The organism is Leptotrichia sp. oral taxon 218, from assembly GCF_018128225.1.
GTDB lineage: Bacteria > Fusobacteriota > Fusobacteriia > Fusobacteriales > Leptotrichiaceae > Leptotrichia.
On record NZ_CP072377.1, the window covers coordinates 745,845 to 767,570 of the forward strand.

General features: G+C 29.0%; 21 protein-coding genes and 1 pseudogene. 20 read left to right on the forward strand and 2 right to left on the reverse strand.

The features are described 5' to 3' along the window. Positions 1-199 precede the first annotated feature (199 nt). Positions 200-1,000 (reverse strand): RNA-binding protein, encoded by an 801-nt coding sequence (locus J5A73_RS03500; RefSeq protein WP_211616668.1) that lies wholly within the window; start codon positions 998-1,000, stop codon positions 200-202. A 592-nt stretch (positions 1,001-1,592) separates the two neighbouring features. On the opposite strand from J5A73_RS03500, the gene J5A73_RS03505 reads away from it, so the two are divergent. From J5A73_RS03505 to trpA, 7 genes are all read left to right on the forward strand, one after another. Next, entirely contained in the window at positions 1,593-2,927 is a 1,335-nt protein-coding gene (locus tag J5A73_RS03505; protein WP_211616670.1) for an anthranilate synthase component I family protein, read from the forward strand. A 106-nt stretch (positions 2,928-3,033) separates the two neighbouring features. After that, positions 3,034-4,686: an anthranilate phosphoribosyltransferase gene (gene trpD / locus J5A73_RS03510; protein WP_211616672.1), complete on the forward strand. Its 1,653-nt coding sequence runs from the start codon at positions 3,034-3,036 to the stop codon at positions 4,684-4,686. 21 nt (positions 4,687-4,707) lie between these two features. Beyond that, positions 4,708-5,088 carry a hypothetical protein gene (locus J5A73_RS03515; protein WP_249069376.1) on the forward strand — a complete coding sequence of 127 codons (381 nt, stop codon included), beginning with the start codon at positions 4,708-4,710 and terminating at the stop codon, positions 5,086-5,088. A gap of 17 nt (positions 5,089-5,105) precedes the next feature. After that, complete coding sequence (gene trpC, locus J5A73_RS03520) at positions 5,106-5,846, forward strand: indole-3-glycerol phosphate synthase TrpC (protein ID WP_211616674.1); 741 nt, start codon at positions 5,106-5,108, stop codon at positions 5,844-5,846. 45 nt (positions 5,847-5,891) lie between these two features. Beyond that, complete coding sequence (locus J5A73_RS03525; RefSeq protein ID WP_249069377.1) at positions 5,892-6,572, forward strand: phosphoribosylanthranilate isomerase; 681 nt, start codon at positions 5,892-5,894, stop codon at positions 6,570-6,572. 43 nt (positions 6,573-6,615) lie between these two features. Continuing rightward, on the forward strand, positions 6,616-7,809 hold the full coding sequence (trpB, locus tag J5A73_RS03530; protein ID WP_211616678.1) for a tryptophan synthase subunit beta: 1,194 nt from the start codon (positions 6,616-6,618) through the stop codon (positions 7,807-7,809). After that, complete coding sequence (gene trpA, locus J5A73_RS03535) at positions 7,802-8,569, forward strand: tryptophan synthase subunit alpha (RefSeq protein ID WP_211616680.1); 768 nt, start codon at positions 7,802-7,804, stop codon at positions 8,567-8,569. The genes trpB and trpA overlap by 8 nt, the downstream gene beginning before the upstream one ends. A gap of 171 nt (positions 8,570-8,740) precedes the next feature. Here trpA and J5A73_RS03540 read toward each other — a convergent pair. Further along, positions 8,741-9,839 (reverse strand): annotated as a pseudogene (locus tag J5A73_RS03540) (RNA-guided endonuclease TnpB family protein). A gap of 273 nt (positions 9,840-10,112) precedes the next feature. Here J5A73_RS03540 and J5A73_RS03545 point away from each other — a divergent pair. From J5A73_RS03545 to J5A73_RS03605, 13 genes are all read left to right on the forward strand, one after another. Beyond that, on the forward strand, positions 10,113-10,886 hold the full coding sequence (locus J5A73_RS03545; protein WP_211616682.1) for an endonuclease/exonuclease/phosphatase family protein: 774 nt from the start codon (positions 10,113-10,115) through the stop codon (positions 10,884-10,886). A 42-nt stretch (positions 10,887-10,928) separates the two neighbouring features. Further along, positions 10,929-11,762, forward strand: a complete 834-nt coding sequence (locus tag J5A73_RS03550) for a glycosyltransferase family 2 protein (RefSeq protein WP_211616683.1) — start codon at positions 10,929-10,931, stop codon at positions 11,760-11,762. A gap of 24 nt (positions 11,763-11,786) precedes the next feature. Continuing rightward, complete coding sequence (gene yqeH / locus J5A73_RS03555; protein WP_211616685.1) at positions 11,787-12,902, forward strand: ribosome biogenesis GTPase YqeH; 1,116 nt, start codon at positions 11,787-11,789, stop codon at positions 12,900-12,902. A 15-nt stretch (positions 12,903-12,917) separates the two neighbouring features. Continuing rightward, positions 12,918-13,343, forward strand: coding sequence for a competence protein ComE (locus tag J5A73_RS03560; RefSeq protein WP_211616687.1), 426 nt, complete (start codon positions 12,918-12,920; stop codon positions 13,341-13,343). A gap of 229 nt (positions 13,344-13,572) precedes the next feature. Then, positions 13,573-14,349, forward strand: coding sequence for an MBL fold metallo-hydrolase (locus tag J5A73_RS03565; protein WP_211616689.1), 777 nt, complete (start codon positions 13,573-13,575; stop codon positions 14,347-14,349). A gap of 84 nt (positions 14,350-14,433) precedes the next feature. Beyond that, complete coding sequence (locus tag J5A73_RS03570) at positions 14,434-14,967, forward strand: uracil-DNA glycosylase family protein (RefSeq protein WP_211616692.1); 534 nt, start codon at positions 14,434-14,436, stop codon at positions 14,965-14,967. Between the two features lie 107 nt (positions 14,968-15,074). Next, a complete protein-coding gene (ychF, locus tag J5A73_RS03575) occupies positions 15,075-16,178 on the forward strand; it encodes a redox-regulated ATPase YchF (RefSeq protein WP_211616694.1) in 1,104 nt (367 codons plus the stop codon). 145 nt (positions 16,179-16,323) lie between these two features. Further along, positions 16,324-17,382, forward strand: coding sequence for a mechanosensitive ion channel family protein (locus J5A73_RS03580; RefSeq protein ID WP_211616696.1), 1,059 nt, complete (start codon positions 16,324-16,326; stop codon positions 17,380-17,382). 57 nt (positions 17,383-17,439) lie between these two features. After that, entirely contained in the window at positions 17,440-18,111 is a 672-nt protein-coding gene (locus J5A73_RS03585) for an MBL fold metallo-hydrolase (RefSeq protein WP_211616698.1), read from the forward strand. An 84-nt stretch (positions 18,112-18,195) separates the two neighbouring features. Beyond that, complete coding sequence (dtd, locus tag J5A73_RS03590; protein WP_211616700.1) at positions 18,196-18,633, forward strand: D-aminoacyl-tRNA deacylase; 438 nt, start codon at positions 18,196-18,198, stop codon at positions 18,631-18,633. A gap of 142 nt (positions 18,634-18,775) precedes the next feature. Further along, positions 18,776-19,576 (forward strand): NlpC/P60 family protein, encoded by an 801-nt coding sequence (locus tag J5A73_RS03595; RefSeq protein ID WP_211616702.1) that lies wholly within the window; start codon positions 18,776-18,778, stop codon positions 19,574-19,576. A 188-nt stretch (positions 19,577-19,764) separates the two neighbouring features. Beyond that, positions 19,765-20,958 (forward strand): exodeoxyribonuclease VII large subunit, encoded by a 1,194-nt coding sequence (gene xseA / locus J5A73_RS03600; protein ID WP_249069378.1) that lies wholly within the window; start codon positions 19,765-19,767, stop codon positions 20,956-20,958. Between the two features lie 237 nt (positions 20,959-21,195). Next, positions 21,196-21,681, forward strand: coding sequence for a dCMP deaminase family protein (locus tag J5A73_RS03605; RefSeq protein WP_211616704.1), 486 nt, complete (start codon positions 21,196-21,198; stop codon positions 21,679-21,681). Positions 21,682-21,726: the final 45 nt, after the last annotated feature.

The window sequence follows — 21,726 nt, forward strand, 5'->3', positions numbered from 1 at the left end:
TTTAATCAATCAAAAAATTTTTTATAAATAAAAAGTACAATTGCAATTGGAATAATCCATCCAGCAACTGACATAAACACTGAAAAAGCCAATTTCAAAATGCAATTATTGCAACCGCTCCAACAGCTATTCCTAAACATTTTAAAAATAATTCTAAATTATCTTTTGGTGTAACATCTCTCATAATTTTCATCTCCTATTAAATATATTTTTTTACAAGAAGTCTTTCTCTTCCTTTTTTTGTTTCCCCTTTTTCAGAAAAAAGTTTGTATTTTCCAAATCCTTTTATTGTAATCAAGCTCCCAATGTCAATTATTTTAGACTTATCAGTCACTTTTGCATAATCCACCAAAACTTTTCCTTTTTCAATTGGTTCAACAACTTTGTTTCTCGATAAATTAGTTATTGAAGAAACTATGCTGTCAAGCCTTTTTGAAGAAACTGTAATTAATTTATTGTCATAATTATATTTTGGCAAATTTTTCATTTTTTCCAAATTGACAATCTCGACTTTACAAGGTGTTTTCCCAATTTTTACAAGTTCAGTCAAAATCACATCGACAATTTTACTTGAAACTGGAATATATCCCAAATTGCTTTCCAAAATCAAATCACCCATCAATTCCCTTTTTATATTTAGACCCATAAGACTTCCTAAAAAATCTTTATGTCCATATTTTTCAAATTTCGAAGAAATTGAAATTTTTATTAATTTATGTGGAAAGTCAAAAAAATTTTCAAAATCTTTGCTGTCTTTTGGCATAAAATTTTCAGGGACAAAAGCGATTTGCCGTCTGTCGCTGTCTTCAAAAATGCCGTTTGTTATAACATTTAGTCCATTTGATTTATTTTGAAATTTTTTCCAAAAGTTTGGTGGATAAAATTCTTCAGTAAAACTTATTATTTCAAAATCACGGGAAAATTCGTAGGCATTGAAAAGTTTACTTGCCAAATATTCCAATTCTTCTGGAAATTGTTTTAAAAATATTTCTTTTTTCATAATTTTTTTTTGTTAATTTTTCTCCTATTTTTTTAGTTTTTTTATTTATTTTTCTTTTCTTTTCTTTTCTTTCCTTTTAATAAATTATATAAAAAATTTTAAAATTAGTCCAGTTATTTTCTTTTTTTCTTTTATTTATTTTTATTTTATTATTATTATTTTCTTTTTTATTTTATTATTTATATTTTTTTGAAAAAACATATACAAAATTTATAAAAAAATTTTTTATTTGGACTTTACAAATTAAAAAAAATGTAGTATACTTTAACATATAAAAAATTAAAAAAAATTAGGAGTGATTAAGATGGTAAAATTACTATGGTGGTGGCAAATTTTAAATACAATTTAATATTTTTCGCCATAAATTTAAACTAAAGGTAGTTTTATTAATTAATTGCTGAGTATAGAATATAAATAAAAAAACATTGGTGAATAAAATTTATCAATGTTTTTTATTTTTTTAAGTCCTTTATTCTACATTTGTGGTCTAAAGGACTTTTGTTTTATGTAAAATTATACAAAAAAATTAATAAAATTTTTACTTCATAATATTTAAGCATCAAAGAAGAGAGAAGAGAAAGGAAAACAAATTATGTTTACAAGAGAGCCGATTTATTATTATTCAGTTATAAGAGAAAAATTTCCAAATTCATATCTTGCGGAAGACGAAAGACAAATTATTATTGGAATCGACTGCGATTATGTAGATTCAAACGAATATGACTTTAAAATGTTAAAAAATTATTACGAAATATTATCTAAAAGAGAAAAAATTGCGCCATTTTCTGGACTTTTTGGAACATTTGCATATGAAACTGTTCATTATTTTGAAAAAATAGAAAAAGTTGAAAATTTTCAGTTTGAATTTCCAAAGTTCATTTTTGCCAATGCAAGAGCGTATTTACACTATTCAAAAGTGAGCAAAGATTATTCGCTTTATGGAAATAAAAAATATTTTGATAATTTAAAAGAAAAAAATAGAGAAGAAGAAAAAGAAAAAAAAGAAGAAAGAGAAAAAGCAAAAGAAAAATTAAAAAATAAAAAAGAAATTTATTATTCTGTTAAGACGAATTTAGACGATGAAAAAAATCATTTTTATGAAATAGTTGAGAAAGCGAAAGAATATATAAAATCTGGAGACATATTTCAAGTTGTTTTGAGTGAACAGTTGAAGTTAGAAACAAATATGGATTCGTTAGAATTTTACAAATATTTGTCTAAAGCAAATCCATCGCCATATATGTTCCATTTCCCAACAAAATATGGAGATGTGGTTGGTTCAAGTCCTGAAATATTGGTAGAAATTACATCGGATAACATCTATATCGCTCCAATTGCGGGAACTCGTCCGAGAGGAAAAGATGCCAATGAAGACGCATTTTTGGCAAATGATTTGTTAAATGATGAAAAAGAGTGCGCTGAACACAGAATGCTTGTGGATTTGGCTCGAAACGATGTGGGAAAATTTGCTGAAGAAGGAAGTGTTGTAGTAAAAAATCTTATGCACATTAAAAATTATCAGCATGTTATGCACATTGTGTCAGAAGTTTATGGAAAAAAAAGAAAAGATGTGTCGGTGTTTGATGTGATTTCCCTTGCTCTTCCTGCTGGAACGCTCTCTGGTTCGCCAAAAATTCGTGCAATGCAAATAATTTCAGAATTTGAAATTTACAAGCGAAATCCTTATGGCGGAGGAATTGGGTTTTTACGATTTAATGGAGATGTTCAAATTGCAATTGTGATTAGAACAGCGTTTTTTGAAAATAAAAATTGCGATATTAATAAAGTTGATGAAAAAAGAAATGTATTTATTCAAGCAGGAGCAGGAATTGTTTTTGATTCGATAAAAGAGAATGAATATAGAGAAATTTGCAACAAAAGAGCATCTGTTGTAGGAGTTTTTGAAAAAAATGCTAAAAAATGCTAAAAAGATGTAATTATTAAAAATTAGAATAAATATAATTGAATTTTTAAAAAAATAAAAAAATAAAGTTTTGCAAATAAAAAAGTTTTTTGCAGAATAGGAGAAGAATATGATTTTAATGATAGATAACTATGATTCGTTTGTGTTTAATGTGGAGCAATATTTAAAAGAGCTGTCTTGCGAAGAAGTTAGAACAGTGAGAAATGATGAAATTTCGATAGAAGAAATTAGAAAGTTGAATCCAAGCAAAATAGTTTTATCGCCTGGACCAAAGCATCCGAAAGATAGCGGAGTTTGTCTTGAGATTTTGAAAGAAATTGAAGATATTCCGATTTTAGGAATTTGTCTAGGACATCAAGCGATAGGATATGTGTCTGGTGCACAAATAAAAAGAATGGAAAATCCAATGCACGGAAAGTCTTCAGAAATTGAAGTGCTTTATGATAATTCAAAATTATTTCGTGATTTACCTAAAAAGTTTAATGTAATGCGTTATCACTCACTTTATGTGGATGAAGATACACTAAGTCCAGATTTAATCGTTGCAGCAAAGTCAAAAGATGGGGTAATTATGGCGGTTGAACATAAAACTAAGGATATTTATGGAATACAGTTTCATCCTGAGTCATTTTTTACTGAGTACGGGAAAAAGATGATTGAGAATTTTGTAAAACTTGAAAATAAAAACAAGAGAGAAGAAGAAAAAAAAGAAAGAGAAAAAGAAATAAAAAAAGAGGTAGAAAATATGGCAAAAAACGAAAATTTGAAAAAATATTTAAAAAAATTGCAAGATAATATTGCGTTGACTGATAGTGATTTTAAGGAAATTTGTGCGATTATTGATAGTAAAAATTATAATATTATTCAGCTTGGAGCATTGTTAGTTTTAATTTCAGAAAAAAGTCTTTATCCAGAGTCGCTTACGGCTTTTGTAAAAAATATTTTGGCTTATAGTACGACGTTTAAGGATGAGTCGGATATGATAGATGTTTGTGGGACTGGTGGAGATGGATTTAAGACAATAAATATTTCTACGGCTGTTGCGTTTATTTTGGGAGCGATGGGAGTAACTGTTGCAAAACACGGAAATCGTGCGGTTTCAAGTAAGAGTGGTAGTAGTGATGTTTTAGATAAATTGGGAGTTCCTTTGGAAAAATCATTGTTGGCTCAATTAGATAAACTTGAGAAAAAACATTTGGCATTTTTCCATGCACCATTTTTCCATAAATTAGTTGGAGAAGTTAGAGAAGTTCGTCAGCAGCTTGGAATAAGAACTGTTTTCAATGTTTTAGGACCTTTGTTACATCCTAACAAAAAATTAAAATATCAGTTAGTTGGACTTTATCATGAGCCTGTTCACAGATTGTATGCTGAAACATTGCAATTATTGGGAAGAAAGCATGCGTTGGTTGTGCGTGGAAATGATGGACTTGATGAAATCACAATTTGCGATGATACAAAAATTATCGAAGTAAAAGGAGAACAAATTCTAGAATATACAATTTCGCCTGAAAGTTTTGGATTTAAAAGAGCTTTTCATTCTGAAATCGAAGGTGGAACAGCAGAAGAAAATGCTGAAATTTTAAAGAGAATATTAAAAGGTGAAGAAAAATCTGCAAAATTTGATATAGTTGTGTTAAATGCGATGTTTGGGCTTTATACTGCGAATGTAGTGGACCATCCTGCAAAGGCAAAGGAAATGATTTTGGAAGCGATTGAGAGTGGGAAAGTTTATGAATTTTATGAAAACTATGTGAAATAATTTTTTGGAAGTGGAATTTAGATGATGATAAAAACTTTATATAAAGAAAAATGTTTGAGGTATTTTATAATCCCAGAAATAATATTATTATTTATATTTTTCTTCAAATTTTCAATATTTGTAGTATGTATAATACTGCCTCTTTATATTATTGAGAGTATAATTGATAACATTTTTTTCAATATTCCATTAATCTGGTTATTATTCAAAATAACAACTATGTATTTTTACTCTATAAAGTTTGAAAAAATAAATAAAACTGAAGATGAAGAAAAAAAGAAAAAAGAGAAAATTAGATTAAAGATAATAATTTTTTTATTAAATATAGTAGCACTTATTATTTTTACAATATTTTCTATTGATTTAGTAAACAAAATTTTTGATACATTATTAAGTTTTTAAATTATGAAAGGAAAAACATGGATATTTTAGAAAAAATAAAAATAAAAAGAGATATACAGCTTGAAGCAGAAATAAAATCTTTTAAACAGCCGTCGTTGAAAGAGGCATTGAAACAGGATGGAGTACGGATTATTGGAGAAATTAAAAGGGCTTCTCCATCGAAGGGAAAAATTGCGAAAGATGATTTTGATTTGTTAAAACAGGCACAAAGTTATGTGGATAAAAGGGTTGCGGCTTTTTCGATATTGACGGAAAAGGAATATTTTAAAGGGGAGAATAATTTTATAAAAATTGTAAGAGAGAAATTTCCAAAAATGCCGATTTTGAGGAAGGATTTTATTTATACTCCGTTTCAGGTGGCTCATGCTAAGTTTTTGGGGGCTTCGGCGATACTTCTTATTGTGAGAATGTTGGATGACAAGACTTTGTGTGAGTTGCATAAATTGGCACATGATTTGGAGCTTGATGTTTTGGTTGAGGTGCATGATGAGGTTGAACTTGAGAGAGCGTTAAAAATACCTAATTTAGAAATTTTGGGAGTTAATAATAGAAATTTGAATACTTTTGAGGTGGATATTAAGACTACGAAAAAGCTGATGGATAAAATTCCAGATGAAATGAAGGAAAAACTGGTGCTTGTTGGCGAAAGTGGATTTCTTACGAAAGAGGATTTGGAGTATGCAAAAAGTATTGGGGTTGATGGTCTTTTGATTGGGGAAGCACTTATGAGAGGAAATTTGGATTTGGAAAAAATTTAAAAAATAATATAAATTTTTGAATTTATTGGATTGAAAGGAGATGCGTTGGAAAAGAATAAAACTTTACTAAAAATTTGTGGGATTCGGTCGGTTGAGGAAATAGAAGAATTAAAAGGACTTGACATTGATTATATTGGATGTATTTTTGCAAAAAGTCCAAGACAAGTGAATATTGAAGTTGTTAGTCAAATCACAAAAATTGCACATAAAAATGGGAAAAAAGTCGTTGGCGTATTTGTGAATGCAATGATTAGAGACATTGTAAGAATTGTAGAAGCTCTTAAAATTGATGTTGTGCAGCTTCACGGAAATGAAACGGCAGAATATTGTGAAGAGCTGGGAAAAGCGCTTGAGAGAATTCATAAAAATTATTTGAACAATTTGAAAAACGATGTAAAAAGCATTAAAGATAAAACTGCGATTTGGAAAAGTTTTGCTGTAAAAAATAAACTTCCAAATATTAATGATTACAAGTCATTTATTGAATATCCCCTTTTTGAAACAAAAGGTGACAAAGCTGGTGGAAACGGAAAAACTTTTGACTGGAAAACTTTAGAAGAGGTAAGTCCATATTCGTTTATTCTGGCTGGAGGAATTTCAACAGAAAATGTGGAAGCAGCAATGTCTTATAGACCAGCGGTTGTTGATGTCAACAGTAAAGTTGAAATTGATGATAGAAAAAATAAAAAATTGATAGAAAAAATAATTAAAATTGTAAAAAGTTAATTTAAAATAAAAATATTTTTTAATAAAAATAGAAGGAGAAATTATGGAAAATAAAAAAGCATATTTTGGAGAATTTGGAGGTCAGTTTGTTCCAGAAACTGTTATGACAGCGTTATTTGAGCTGGAAAAAGCCTACAATGAATTGAAAGATGACAAGGAATTTTATGAAAATTTTGAAGATTTGCTGAAAAATTATGTTGGAAGAGAAACGCCACTTTATTATGCAAAAAGTTTGAGTGACTATTATAATCACGACATTTACTTGAAAAGAGAGGACTTGAATCACACGGGAGCACATAAAATTAATAATGCGCTTGGACAAGTTTTACTTGCGAAAAAAATGGGGAAAAAGAAAGTTATCGCTGAAACTGGGGCTGGACAACATGGGGTTGCGACTGCTACTGCTGCGGCACTTCTTGGGCTTGAATGCGATGTTTATATGGGAGCAGTTGACATTGAAAGACAAAAATTGAATGTGTTTAGAATGGAGCTTTTGGGAGCGAAAGTCGTTTCTGTTGAAGATGGGCTTAAAACGTTGAAAGAGGCGACTACTGCGGCAATTCAGGCTTGGGTTGCAGAAATTGAAACTGTATTTTATGTGATTGGTTCTGTTGTTGGACCACATCCTTATCCTACGATTGTTAGGGATTTTCAGTCGATTATTGGGAAAGAGGCTAGACATCAAATTGAAGATTTAGGAAAACATGCTGACCATGTTATTGCTTGTGTTGGTGGTGGAAGTAATGCGATTGGGATTTTTAGTGGATTTTTAGATGATGAAACTACGAAATTGTATGGTGTTGAAGCTGGAGGGCTTGGAATTGATACGGATAAACATGCTGCCACATTGACGCTTGGAAGAGAAGGAATTATTCATGGAATGAAAACTTATGTGTTGCAAAATAAATATGGGCAAATTTTACCGGTTCACTCGATTTCAGCAGGACTTGATTATCCTGGAATAGGGCCTGAACATTCGTATTTGCATGATATGAAAAGGGCAATTTATGCGCCGATTACTGATAAAGAAGCGATGGATGCACTAATTTTAGTAACTAGAAAAGAAGGGATAATACCTGCAATAGAAAGCGCTCATGCACTTGCTTATTTGGAAAAACTTTGTCCGACACTTTCTAAAGATAGAAGAGAAACTATAATTGTAAATGTATCTGGACGAGGAGATAAAGATATGCATACGGTATTTTCAGTATTGAGAGGAGAAGATGTTAATGAATAGTATAAAAAATGTATTTGATAAGAAAAAACAAAATGGAGAAAAAACAAATATTGGATATGTTGTCGCAGGTTATCCAAACTTGGAATTTACAAAAAATTTCTTAGAAAATTTGGATAAGACAAGCATTGATATATTAGAAGTTGGAGTTCCTTATTCAGATCCACTGGCTGATGGAAAACTTATTTCGGAAGCTTCTTTTACGGCGTCAGAAGCTGGAGTTACAACAGACACAGTATTTGATTTGATAAGTGAAGTGAAAGAGAAAGTTACAAAACCGCTTGTATTTTTAATTTATTATAATTTAATTTTTTCTTATGGAATTGACAAATTTATTAAAAAATGTGTAGAATGTGGTATAAAAGGACTTTTGGTCCCTGATTTGCCTTATGAGGAAGCTAAAGAACTGTTTGAGAAAGCTAAAGAAAATAATATTGATTTTATTCCTTTTGTGAGTGTGACTTCGCAAGACAGAATTGAAAAAGTTGCATCTAGGGGAAGTGGATTTGTATATGCAATTGGGTCGCTTGGAGTGACAGGAAGTAAACAAGTTGATTTACCAAGACTTGAAAAATTTATTGAAAATATTAGAACGAAAACTGATTTGCCTGTGTCATTGGGATTTGGAATAAAAAATAATGATAATGTTAATACAATGAGAAAATTTGCAGATGGAGTTATAGTTGGGACAAGTATAGTTGAGATCACAAAATCAAATGATGTAAATTTTACTATACAAAAAATAAATGAACTTTTTAAATAAAAAATATCAAAATTAATCTAAATATTATATTAACTAAATAACTAAATTAATGGAAGAAAAGTGAACTACTCCCGCTTTTAGAAGCGGGAGCTTCTTGGGAAGTATCTGCTTTTGCTAGCCAAATATATTTACCAAGCTCTTTGGACAGTCCCTGCCCTGTTTTTTTATTTCCTAATATTTCAACATTTCTTTTCCAATGTTTTTTATATTCACTGCAGCATTGTAATCTCTATCAATTTCAATTCCACAGCACTTACATTTATAACTTCTTTCTGATAATTTCAGTTCCTCTTTAATATTTCCACATTTACTACAAGTTTTCGATGACGGAAACCACTTATCTATCTTCAAAAATTGTTTTCCTAATAACATCAACTTATACTCAAGCATCCTCAAAAACATTCCCCATCCATTATCTCCTACACTTTTCCCAAAATTTAATGCCTGACTCATCCCTTTCATACTTCAAATTCTCAACAACCACAGCATTGTATTCTTCAGACAATTTTTTCGACAATTTATGTAGAAAATCTCTTCGACAATTTTTGATATATTCATGCAATTTTGATATTTTCACTTTTTGTTTATACCAATTTTTAGAAAATTTCACTTTTCTTGATAATGATTTCTGTAATTTTTTCAATTCTTCTTCCAACATCCTAAAATATTTTGGATAATCAGCTCTTTGGTTTTCAGAACTGACAAATAATTCAGACATCGAAAAATCAAGTCCAATCACTTTATCATTACTTGGATTTTTTTGAATTTCTTTTTCAAATTCCGTCAAAACAGAAACATAGTAATTTCCATTACTGTTTGTCAATGTTACCGACTTTATTTTATAATCCTTCGGTATTTCTCTATGATATTTTAATTTAACTTTTTTCAATTTTGGCAAAACTAAATATTTATTTTCCTCAATTCGGATTGAATTATTCACACAATTTGTCGTGTAACTTTTAATACTATTCTTTTTAGATTTGAACCTCGGAAATTTCGCTCTTTTTTGAAAAAAATTCGTAAATGATCGTCTTACATTCAATTGAGCATTTGAAAGTGCTAGACTATCTACTTCTTTCAAAAATTGATTTTCACTCTTCAAACTGGCAGGTGTAATTATTTTATTTTTTCCAGTTTCTTCATAAATTTTATTCGCAATATGCAAAATCGTATTGTAGACAAAACGAACACATCCAAAAGTCTTATTTATCAATAATTCTTGCTCCTTATTTGGATAAATCCTGTATTTGAATGCTAAATTATATTTCATAAAATTACACCTCCTTTTGATTTTGAATATTATTTTTAATGACTTCTCTTCAATATTTTATACAAAAATTGTATCATAGATATATTCTTTTTTCAATTTTTTTTACAAAAAAAAGCAACTCATCTCCCGCTTGTAGAAGCCGGAGACTTCTTGCTATCTTTTGTTAAAAAAGTCTTCCATTTTTATTTTTAAAATTTTATTTTTAAAAAATAAATTTTACGAATAGAAAAAAAAATGATATAATAATAAAAAAACAGGAGAAGTATTTTTAAAATGAGCAGTATAAAAAAAATGGTGTCATTATTTTTGATGGCAAATGCTATTATGCTTTCGGCAAAAGAATTAAAATTGATGACATATAATATTTACGGAGCTAGACTTACAAATGGACAAAAATTGGGGCAGAGTATAAAGCCGTATTCACCGGACTTTGTTTCACTTCAGGAAGTTGATAGAAACACGCAGAGAAGTAATTTTAGAGATGTGACTTCGGATATTGCAAAAGAGCTAGGATATGGCTATTATTATTTTCAGAAAGCAATGGATTATGACAAAGGTGAGTTTGGAATTGCATTTATTTCAAAATTTCCGATTGAGAAGATTTATAGTTACGAGTTGCCTTCGATGGGACGAGAAAGACGACAGCTCATAATTGCTGAAATTCAAAAAAAAGTTTTTGGGAAAAAAGTTTTGATAATGAATACGCATTTGGACTTTAAGCAGGAAATGAAACCTGAAGAAATAGAGTCGCTTGGGGTTTTGACAAGTTTTTTTGACAAAAATGACATAAAATTTATAAGCGGAGATTTTAATTTTTTGCCAACGACAAGTTATTACAGCGAAATGATGAAAAATTGGAAGGACACTTATATGGAAGCTCGTTCACCTGAGATAAGATCACTTGACAAACCGAGAATTGACTATATTTTTGGGAATAAGTCAAATAAATGGAGAGTTAAGTCAAGTTATTACATAAATGACAACACACAAGACTGGACAAAATTATCGGACCATCTTCCGTATATGGCTGTACTGGATATTCGCTAATTTAATTGAAAAATAAAAAAATTTGAAAGGAGAAGTTTTTTTATGAAAGTTTCTTTGATAATGCCAACGATAAATGTCACAGATGAGCTTGTATTGTTTTTGGATAGCCTTTCAAGACAGACATTTAAAGATTTTGAATTGATTGCGATAGATCAGAATGAGCATGACGAAGTGTTTAAAATTTTAAAGAGATATGAAAAGTTATTTGACATAAAATATGTGAAAAGCGATGAAAAAGGTCTTAGTCTTAATAGAAATAAAGGTCTTATTTTGAGAAATGGCGAAATAGTTGGATTTCCAGACGATGATTGTGAGTATGACGATGATACGCTAGAAAAAGTGGTTTCTTTTTTTGAAAGGAAAAAAAATTATAAAATTTATTCATGCCGTACGCTTGAGCGTGGGAAAGATTATGGAACAGGTGTTATGGAAACAAAAGATATGAATATTACACCTGATAATGTTGATATGACTGTAAAATCCATCACTTTTTTTGTGAATTATAACGGCGATGAAATTATTTTATTTGATGAGCAGCTGGGAGTTGGAGCGACTTATGGAAGTGGCGAAGAAACTGATTATGTGTTGACTTTACTCCATAAAGGTTATAAAGGTAGATATTTTGCAAATGATATAATTTTTCATCCAGCGAAAAAAGGAAATTACAGTGATTTGACGAGAGCTTATAACTACGCTTTGGGATTTGGAGCTTTGGTAAAAAAAGAAGTTAAATATAGAAAAAATAGAATGTATATTTTTAAATATTGGAAAAAAATCTTTAGAAGCTTTGTGGGAATGCTTATTACAAAAAATAAGGATTATCACAGAGTAGTTTTAAAAGGGAGAAGAGAAGGTTATAAAAAGTATAAAATGTAGTGATGGAGGAAAGAGAGGAAAGAATTGATAACAAAAAAATGCCTTGGTTGCGGGATTGAATTGCAATGTGAAGACAAAAATAAAGAAGGATTTGTCCCAGAAGAAAAACTTTTGACGCAAGAAAATTTGCTTTGTCAGAGATGTTATAAAATAAAAAATTATGGACAAAATTTGGCAAATAATTTTAGTTCGGAAGATTATAAAAAAGAAGTTTTAAAAAGTGTGAAAAAATCTGATATAATACTTCCAATTTTTGACATCATTGACTTTGAAGGTTCGTTTACCGATGAAGTTCTGGACTATTTACGAGATTACAATTCAATAGTTTTGATTAATAAAATTGATTTATTGCCAGATTTTATTCATCCAACAGAGATTTCAAATTGGGTAAAAGCAAGACTTGCCGAAGAGGGAATTGTTCCAGATGATATTGCATTTGTGAGTGCTAAAAATAAATATGGCGTAAATGGGATAATCAGAAAAATAAATAATATTTTTAAAAATAAAAAAGTGAGAGCGACAATTTTAGGAGTGTCAAATGTTGGAAAATCGTCGATTATAAATTTGCTTTTAAAAGATGACAGAATTACAACTTCAAAATATTCTGGAACGACATTAAAATCAATAAATAATAAAGTTCCAGATACACAGGTTACAATTGTAGATACACCTGGACTTATTCCAGTTGGCAGAGTTTCTGATTTAATAAGCATAGAATCTGGGTTAAAATTAGTTCCATCTGGAGAAATTTCTCGAAAGACATTTAAACTTGAAGAAAATCAAGTATTTATGTTTGATGTATTTTGCAGATTTGAAATTTTGAAGAATGACTCAGAGAATAAAGCAATATTTTCAGCGTATAGCTCGAAAAATGTAAAATTTCATGTGACTCGCAGAGAAAGAGTTGCTGATCTTCTGGAAGGAGATTTTTTCCAACTTTTATCCCAAAATGAAAAAGATAAATATTTTGAAAATGAGTTTGCAACAGAAATTATGGAAGTTGGGGAGAATGAAGAGCTTGTAATTGCGGGACTTGGCTGGATTAATGTTAAAAGAGGAGCATTAAAAGTTGAGTTGACTTATCCGAAAGCTGTGAAAGTAGTTGTAAGAGAAGCGATTTTTAAAGCAAAAAAAAATTAAAAAATGGAGAAAAGTATGGCATTTAATGAAAGTAGTTCGAAAATATTGAGAAAATTGTTATTTAGAAGCATTTTTTTTGTATTTGCCTTTGCTATTGCGACTTTTATCGTAATGATAATGGCTTCAAGAAAAGCTGATAAATTGATAAAAGCGGATGTGTTAGTGGAAACGGCAAGACTTCAGAGTGCTGTGAATGAATATTATAGAAAAGAGGGAATTTATCCAGAAATTGCTGGATTTGAAAATAATTTGTCGCTTATAAAAAGTCCAAAAAATGACGGTTTTAACTTCAGCACTTTTTATGGAACTGAACAGATTTATGAAATTCCTGAAAATTTAAAGCTTCACAGGGAACGAAGTAACCAAATTGTAACAAAAAAAGATAAAAAAGGTGGCTGGGTCTACGACAAAAAAACTGGGAAAATTACACCAAATATTTGATTACTAAATAATAAAAAATATCAATAAAATATTAATAACTTAAAGAAAAAAATATAAAGATAAAAAACTAAATATTAATTAAAAGATATATAAAAAAAATAAAAAATAAAAATATAAAGTAAAAAATAAAGAAAATTAAAAAAATTAAGAAAATAATAAAAAATAAAAAAATAAAAGAGATTAAAATAATAAAATATAAAATAATAAAATAAATAGAGGAAATAAAAAAATGAAATTTTCAAGTTTGGGAAGTGGAAGTAGCGGAAATTCCAGTTTTGTTGAAATGGGGAATAAAAAGTTTTTGATTGACGCAGGTTTTAGTGGAAAAAAAACTGCTCAAAGACTTCATGACATTGAAAAGCGGATTGAAGACATAGATGGAATTTTTGTGACGCATGAACATACTGACCATATTTTGGGTCTTGGAGTTTTATCCAGAAGATATGATATTCCGATATATTTACATGAGCTGACTTATGGAGTGATTAAAGATAAAATTGGGAAAATAGATAAAAAAAATCTTAATTTTATAAAAGAAGATAAAATTGTGATTGGAAATTGCGTGATAAATAATTTTGAAGTTATGCATGACGCAAAAAAATGTCTGGGGTACACTTTTGAGTTTGATGGAAAAAAACTTTCTTATGCAAGTGATGTTGGATGTGTGAATAATATAATCAGAGAAAATTTGAAAAATAGTGATGTCATTGTTTTAGAAAGTAATTATGACTATGAGATGCTTATAACAGGACCTTATCACTGGGAGCTCAAAAATCGTGTGAAAGGAAGATACGGACATTTGTCAAATGAAGATGCGGCAAGGCTAGTTAGGCAAGTTTTATGTGATAAATTAAAAAAAGTTTATTTAATGCATATTAGTAAGGACAACAATACGCCAGAATTGGCTTATAATTCGCTGAATAAAATTTTGAAAAAAGAAAATAGAAAAAATTTGGAAATTGAAGTTATTGGGGAAATAGGTACAAAAATTTATAAATTACCTTAAAAGAATTGTTAATTAAGTGATGAGATATAAAATAAAATAAATCTTAAGAAATTAATTTTTTTGAAATTTTAAAAGGAAAAAAATATGTGGGAAAATTTGGAAGTTGAAGTAGACATTTGTGAGAGATGTAAACTGGGGAAAAAATATGGAAATATTCGAATTGTTGGACAAGGAAATCAAGAAGCTGAAATATTTTTTTTGCTGGACGAAATAAATAGAAAAGAAGCGGAAAAAAGACTTTTGCTTGAAGATGAAAATGGAAAGTTATTAAAAAAATTTTTTGAATATTCAAATTTAAATATAGACAGATGTTATTTTACAACTCTTACAAAATGCTATAAAACGGATAATATCATTGAAGAAAAAGATATCGAGATGTGTAGAAACTTTTTGGATACGCAGATTGCTCTAGTGAATCCTAAATATATAATTTCAGTTGGGGAAAAACCGACAAAGGCTCTTATAAAAGATCAAAAAGTAGATATGAAAAAAATGTTCGGCGAAGAATATAGTTATTTTGGAACACCAGTTATTCCAATTTATGATATTGACTATTTTTTGAATAAGACAACTGACAAAGAAAAATGGAAAATAGCAAATATATTTGCAAAAATATAAGATTATTTTGATAAATTATAAAAAATAAAAAAGTTATTTATTTTAATTTATTTATTAAATTTAATTAAATTTAGTAAATTTATTTTAAGAAAGGAAATATAAAAAGAATGATAGGAATAGGAATTGTAGGATTACCAAATGTAGGAAAATCAACATTGTTTAATGCGATAACAAAAACACAGAATGCGGAGGCGGCTAATTATCCGTTTGCAACAATTGAGCCAAATGTAGGGCTTGTGAGTGTACCAGATCCACGGTTAAAAGAATTGGAAAAAATTATTAATCCAGAGAGAACAGTTGGAGCGACAGTTGAATTTGTGGATATTGCAGGGCTTGTAAAAGGTGCTTCTAAAGGGGAAGGGCTTGGTAATCAGTTTTTGTCAAATATTAGAAACACGGCTGCAATTTGCCAAGTTGTGAGATGTTTTGATGATGACAACATTATTCATGTGGAAGGAAGCGTTGATCCGATTAGAGATATTGAAACAATCAATGCGGAACTTATTTTTGCTGATTTGGAAATTGTCGAAAGAGCAATTCAGAAAAATCAGAAACTGGCTCGTGGCGGAAACGCTGAAGGAAAGGAATTACTTGCAGTTCTTGAAAGATGTAAGGCACATTTGGAAGAATTTAAATTGTTAAAAACTTTAGAATTTACTCAAAGAGAAGAAGAATTAATAAAAGTTTATCAATTTTTGACAGTAAAACCAATGATGTTTGCGGCAAATATTTCTGAAGATGACTTGACAAGCGGGACTGAGAATGACTATGTAAAAAAAGTTAGGGAATTTGCAAAACAGTATGACAGCGAAGTTGTGACTTTTTCGGCAAAAGTGGAAGCAGAACTAATTGAAATTGAAGATGAAGAGGAAAGACAAATGTTTATTGATGAACTTGGAATTAAAGAACCAAGTTTAAATAGATTAATTCGTGCTGGATTTAAATTATTGGGATTAATTACATATTTTACGGCTGGAGTGAAGGAAGTCAGAGCTTGGACAATTAAGCAAGGAACAAATGCACAAAAATCAGCTAGTGAAATTCATACGGATATTGAAAAAGGATTTATTCGGGCAGAAGTTGTTTCATTTGATAAATTTATTGAATTAAATGGATGGAATGGAGCAAAAGAGAAAGGTGCGATGCGGCTTGAAGGGAAAGAGTATATTGTGCAAGATGGGGATGTTATGTTCTTTAGATTTAATGTTTAAAAACATTATCAAGGTTTTTTGTTTTCTTGTCTTAAATAAAAATAGAAAGCGAAAGAAAGAGAAAGAAATAAAAAGAAATAGAAATAGAAAAAAATATTTCTATTTTTTTATAATTTTAAAATAAAATAAAAATAGGAGAAAAAAAATGAAATTAACTGCATTACAAAAATTTTTGGAACTTGACAATATAATTAAATTTTTAAAGACAAATATTTTTAAATTATTTATTATTTATATTATGTTTAAAATTGCAAAAATATTTAAAGGAAGAATTGAAAAAATATTAAATTTAATATTTGAAAAATCGAATATGGATAAAAGTATTGCATCTTTTTTGATTTCACTTTATTCGGTTGTCTATTATTTCATATTAATTTACATTTCAATTGGAATTTTGGGAATTAATACGACTTCGATTACGACATTCTTGGGAGCGGCTGGGATTGTATTTGGGATTGCTTTTAAAGAAACATTGGGAAATTTTTGCGGCGGAATTATTATTCTTACTTTTAAGCCATTTCGTGTGGGAGATACAATAGAATATAATAATTATATTGGAACTGTAAAAAGAATTGAATTATTTTACACAAAAATTATAAATCCACAAAATGAACTTGTAATTATTCCAAATGGAATTATAACTAATACAGAAATTAGAAACATAAGGGAAGATGGAGAAAGACGGTTAGATTTGACTGTGGGAGTGTCTTATAACAGCGATATTCAAAAAGTTAAAGAAGTTATTATTAGAATTGTCAAAGAAGAAACGATGGATAAAGTCGAAGAAGATAAAAGAAAAGAGAATTTGTTTAAAAAATGGCAAAGTACGGTTTTGGATTCAAAAGAAAAGAAAAATATAAAAATAAACTTTTTTTCTACGCTTTTTTCTAAAAAGAAAATGGAAGAAGCGGAAAAGTCGGCACATGAAAACTTAAGAGAAGAACTTGATGAATTGGAAGAAGTTGAAAAAGAAAAAAATTTTACAGAACACGACAGATTAATTTTGCCGTCACGCAAGCCGATTATTGGTGTTGGAGAATTAGCGGACTTTGCAATAATTTTTTATGTATATGTTTATACAAGAACAGAAAATTATATAGATTTGAAACTAAAATTAAATGAAAAAATAAAACTGGAATTTGAAAAAGAAGGAATTGAAATACCATATCCACAAATGGATGTAATGATAAAAAACAAAAAATAAAAAATAAAAATAATTTAAAATATTTAAAAACAAATAAAATTTGAAAGGAAGATAAAAATGGAAATAATAAGATTTGTAAACGATAATTTGGCACGAAGCAATTGCTATGTGGTTAAATGTGAGAAAAAATGCTTTGTTGTCGATCCTGGGGAAGAAAAAATGACAAAAGTTATTGACTTTTTGGAAAAAAATGAACTGGAAATGGAAGCTGTACTTTTGACACATGGACATTGGGATCACATTTTGGGGATCAATTCGATGATGGAATATAAAAAAGTTCCGCTTTTTGTGAGTGAAAATGGTTATGAATTTTTGTTTAATCCAGAGCTTTCGCTTTGTATTTGGCAAAATCTGGAATTTAAAGTTGATGAAAATTTGGATATTAGAAAATTAAAAGAAAATGATGTGATTGGATTTGATGGAATTATAGTTGATAAAAATGAAAAATATGAAAAAAATAAAAAAAATAAAAGTGAAAGTATTTTTAAAATTATTGAAACGCCAGGACATAGTTCTGGAGACATTTGTTTTTACAGCGAAAAAGAAAAAATTATGATCACCGGAGATACGCTTTTCAAGGGAACTTATGGAAGAGTTGACTTGCCAACAAGTAATCCAATTGAAATGGGAAAATCGCTAAAAAAACTTATGCAATATCCAGAAGATACAAAAGTTTATCCAGGACATAGCTTTGATACGACAATTGGGGAAGAAAAAAGATATTATTAAAAAAATTATAAAGAAATATAAAAATAGTTCTATACAAATTAAAAAAAAAGTGATATAATTGCAAAAAGAAAGAGAAAATATAAAATGAAAATAATAATTCAAAGAGTAAATTATGCTAAAATGTTTGTCAATGACAAATTTAAGGAAGAAATAAAAGAAGGCGTTCTGGCTTTTATTGGAGTGAAAACCGATGATACAAAAGAAGATGTGGAATACTGTGTAGAAAAATTAATAAACTTAAGAATTTTCAATGATGAAAGTGGAAAATTAAATTTATCAATAAAAGATTTGAAAAAGGAAGTTATGGCTGTCAGTAATTTTACAATCTATGGAAATACAAAAAAAGGCAGAAGACCGAGTTTTGTAGATTCGGCAAAAGCAGAAAAAGCAAAAGAGCTATATGATTTATTTTTAAAAAAATTAAGAGAAAAAAGTATAAAATTTGGTTCAGGAGAGTTTGGAGAATATATGAAAATAATTTCTGAAAGCGATGGACCGGTAAATTTGATAATAGAGAGTTAAGTTTATAAATTTTTTTAGTTTTTCTATTTTTTTAAAGTTTACTTTTATTTCTTCTTTTCTTTTCTAAATTAGATTTAAAATATTTTGAATTAATAAATCTTTGGCATTATTTATTTAAGTAAAGAAAGGAATGATAAAAAAAATGGGAAGAAAAATGGCGTTTACATCTGCTTGTATGATATTTACCGCAAGCTGCACGGGTCTACAGACTAATTCAGAGAAAGAAAGTACTAAAAATCCTATTACGGCAAATAATAGCCAAACTGATGAAATTAAAGTTACTGTGAAAAAAGGAACTGACACTAGAAAAAATAAAAAAACACATGAAAAAGAAGATACTAAAAATAAAATTTCAAAAAGACACACTGAGAGAGAAGAACATTCAGATTATATAACGACAAATATTGAAACAGATAGCTCTTTTTCATCAGACGGATTATTTGATGAAAGGGAGCTAGTTGACCAAAATACGCCAAATTCTCAATTGGTATTGCAAAAATTGGAAGAATTAAAAAAAGAGCAGAAAAAAATATTAAGTGAAGGAACATCAAAGCAAAAAAAAGTTGTGGAATTACAAAATAAATTACTTAGGGCATATAAGCACTGGAAAGGGACAAAATACGAAATGGGCGGAGACTCTGAAAGTGGGATTGATTGCTCGGCATTCACAAGAAGAGTTTATCGGGAAGTATTCAGCTTTGAGCTGCCAAGACGAACAGTTGATCAAGTTCAAGTTGGAGCTCACATTTCAAGAAACCAGTTAAAAGCAGGAGATATTGTATTTTTTAAACCTGAAGGAACAGGAAATCATACAGCTGTATATTTGGGAAATTCGTTATTTCTAAACGCTTCAACAGCAAAAGGAGTTGTAATTTCTACTCTTGAGAATGTTTACTGGAATAAAACTTTTAAATATGGCGTAAGAGTGAATGAATCAGTTTAATATAAATATTAAATAATAAATAACAAAAAATTTTTATAAAAAATATTCAAAAATGGTGGAACTTTTTTAGTTTCACTATTTTTGTTTTTATTAATAAAAAAATCTTGATTTTACTACCAAAGTAAAGTATAATTTTATTATAAAATTTAAAAATTTAAAAGCTATTTGATAAAAGAAGGTGAAAAAATATGGAAGCGACGGTGTTTTCAGTAAGTGAGATTAATTTTGAAGTGAAGCAATTTTTGGAAGGAACAAATACATTTAAAAATATCTTTGTTCAAGGTGAAATTTCAAATATAACTTATTACAGTTCAGGGCATTTGTATTTTACGCTAAAAGACGCTGGAGCTAGTGTGAAATGTGCGATTTTTAGATATAAGTACCGTGGAGTTCCTGTGGATTTGAAAGAAGGAGAGCAAGTTAAAATAAGGGGAAATGTCACTCTTTATGAAAGAAATGGGAGTTATCAGATTGTTGCAGACTTTCTTGAGAGAACTAATTCGATTGGGTCGCTTTATGAAAAAATGGAAATGCTAAAGCGGAAATATTATGAAAAGGGATATTTTGACAATGATAAGAAAAAGTTATTTCCAAAACTTCCGATGAATATTGGGGTAGTGACAGCTGCGACAGGAGCTGCAATTCGGGATATAATAAATACAGCTCACAAAAGATTTCCCAATGTAAATATTTTTCTTTATCCAGCAAAAGTTCAAGGTGATGGAGCGGTACAGGAAATTGTGAGTGGAATTGAGTTTTTTAATAGAGCTAAAAATTTTGAAGACGAAAATAAAGTTGCAGTAGATGCGCTTATTGTCGGGCGAGGTGGTGGAAGTATTGAAGATTTGTGGGCATTTAATGAAGAAGCTGTTATAGAAGCGATTTATAAGTCAGAAATTCCGATTATTTCGTCGGTTGGACATGAAATTGATAATTTATTATCGGACTTAGTAGCGGATAGACGAGCTGCGACTCCGACTCAGGCTGCAGAAATTCTAATTCCTGAAAAACAAAATTTGATTGCGGAATTAGAAAATAAAAAGGATAGAATTACTAAAATTTTACGAAACCGAGTCATTTTTATGAAAAAAGAATTAGAGCAGAGAAAAAATAATTATTACATAAAAAATTTTGTAAATATTTTGGATGATAAAAAAATGGAACTTATTGAAAAAGAGAAATTTTTGGTAAAAGAGCTTAAGAGAATTTTGCAAAAAGCTGGAGAAAAATTAGAATACAGAAAACAGCAAATTAATAAAATTGACTTGAAAAAAGAGATTTTAAATAGAAAAGAAGATTTGATTGAAAAAGAGAAAAATATAAATTTTGCAATAAAAAATATTTTGGAAGAAAAAAGAAAAATTTACAGTATAAAAAAATAAAAGTTTCTAAATATTCAGTTCAGGATATTTTAAATTTAGGCTATACGATTACGAGAAAAAATGGAAAAATTGTAAAAAGAGGAATTGAGCTTAGTAAAAACGAAATTGTTGAAGTTCAATTTAAAGATGCGAGAAGAAAAATGAAAGTTGATTAAAAAAATAATACTAAAGAAATAAAAGAGATAAAAAACACGAGAGATAAAAAAAGAAAAAAATTATATAAACGAGGTAAAAAAGATGTCAAAAAGAACAGATTACCTTTCATGGGACGAATATTTTATGGGAGTTGCCTTTTTGTCAGGAATGCGAAGTAAAGATCCGTCGACACAAGTGGGAGCTTGTATAATTGATGAGGACAAAAAAATAATTGGAATGGGCTATAACGGTTTTCCAGCGGGAAGTTCTGACGATGAGATGCCTTGGGAAAAAACTGGAGATTTTTTGGATACAAAATATCCATATGTCGTTCACGCTGAATTAAATGCAATTTTAAACAGTATAAAATCTTTAAAAGGCAGCACAATTTATGTGACGCATTTTCCGTGCAATGAGTGCGCAAAAGCGATTGTACAGTCGGGAATAAAAAAAGTTGTCTATTTTTCAGATAAGCACAAAGATTTGGAGACAACGGCGGCTTCGAGAACAATATTAAAAAATGCAGAAATAGAAATTGTGCATTTAAAAATGGAAAAAGAAAAAATTGTTATAAATTTTAAAGATTAATAAAAAAAATAAAAATAAAAATAAATTATAAATAAAAAATAAAAA